This is a genomic window from Isoptericola sp. NPDC060185 (assembly GCF_042728595.1).
In the GTDB taxonomy this organism is placed as follows: Bacteria; Actinomycetota; Actinomycetes; order Actinomycetales; family Cellulomonadaceae; genus Isoptericola.
In genome coordinates, this window is sequence record NZ_JBHWYY010000175.1 from 1 (window position 1) to 1,029 (window position 1,029).

Consider the following 1,029-nt stretch of genomic DNA (forward strand, 5'->3'; position numbering starts at 1 on the left):
CCAGTAAACGGCGGTGGTAACTATAACCATCCTAAGGTAGCGAAATTCCTTGTCGGGTAAGTTCCGACCTGCACGAATGGCGTAACGACTTCTCCGCTGTCTCAACCGCGAGCTCGGCGAAATTGCACTACGAGTAAAGATGCTCGTTACGCGCAGCAGGACGGAAAGACCCCGGGACCTTTACTATAGCTTGGTATTGGTGTTCGGTGTGGCTTGTGTAGGATAGGTGGGAGACTGTGAGACCCGGCCGCCAGGTCGGGAGGAGTCATCGTTGAAATACCACTCTGGCCATATCGACCATCTAACCTCGGTCCGTAATCCGGATCAGGGACAGTGCCTGGTGGGTAGTTTAACTGGGGCGGTTGCCTCCCAAAATGTAACGGAGGCGCTCAAAGGTTCCCTCAGCCTGGTTGGCAATCAGGTGTCGAGTGCAAGTGCACAAGGGAGCTTGACTGTGAGACCGACAGGTCGAGCAGGGACGAAAGTCGGAACTAGTGATCCGGCGGTGGCTTGTGGAAGCGCCGTCGCTCAACGGATAAAAGGTACCCCGGGGATAACAGGCTGATCTTGCCCAAGAGTCCATATCGACGGCATGGTTTGGCACCTCGATGTCGGCTCGTCGCATCCTGGGGCTGGAGTAGGTCCCAAGGGTTGGGCTGTTCGCCCATTAAAGCGGTACGCGAGCTGGGTTTAGAACGTCGTGAGACAGTTCGGTCCCTATCCGCTGCGCGCGCAGGAAACTTGAGAAGGGCTGTCCCTAGTACGAGAGGACCGGGACGGACGAACCTCTGGTGTGCCAGTTGTTCCGCCAGGAGCACGGCTGGTTAGCTACGTTCGGAAGGGATAACCGCTGAAAGCATCTAAGCGGGAAGCCTGCTTCAAGATGAGGTTTCCATCCCCCACGGGGGTGAAGGCACCCAGCTAGACCACTGGGTAGATAGGCCGGATGTGGAAGACAGGACGAAAGACTGTCGGAGCTGACCGGTACTAATAAGCCAACAACTTCACACACACCCAAACACTGTTTGG

The 1,029-nt window shown here is 56.4% G+C and carries 1 rRNA gene; it reads left to right on the forward strand.

Annotated elements, in window-relative coordinates:
- Positions 1 to 1,011: ribosomal RNA gene (locus ACFWDO_RS21510) — 23S ribosomal RNA — on the forward strand; the annotation flags it as partial.
- Positions 1,012 to 1,029: the final 18 nt, after the last annotated feature.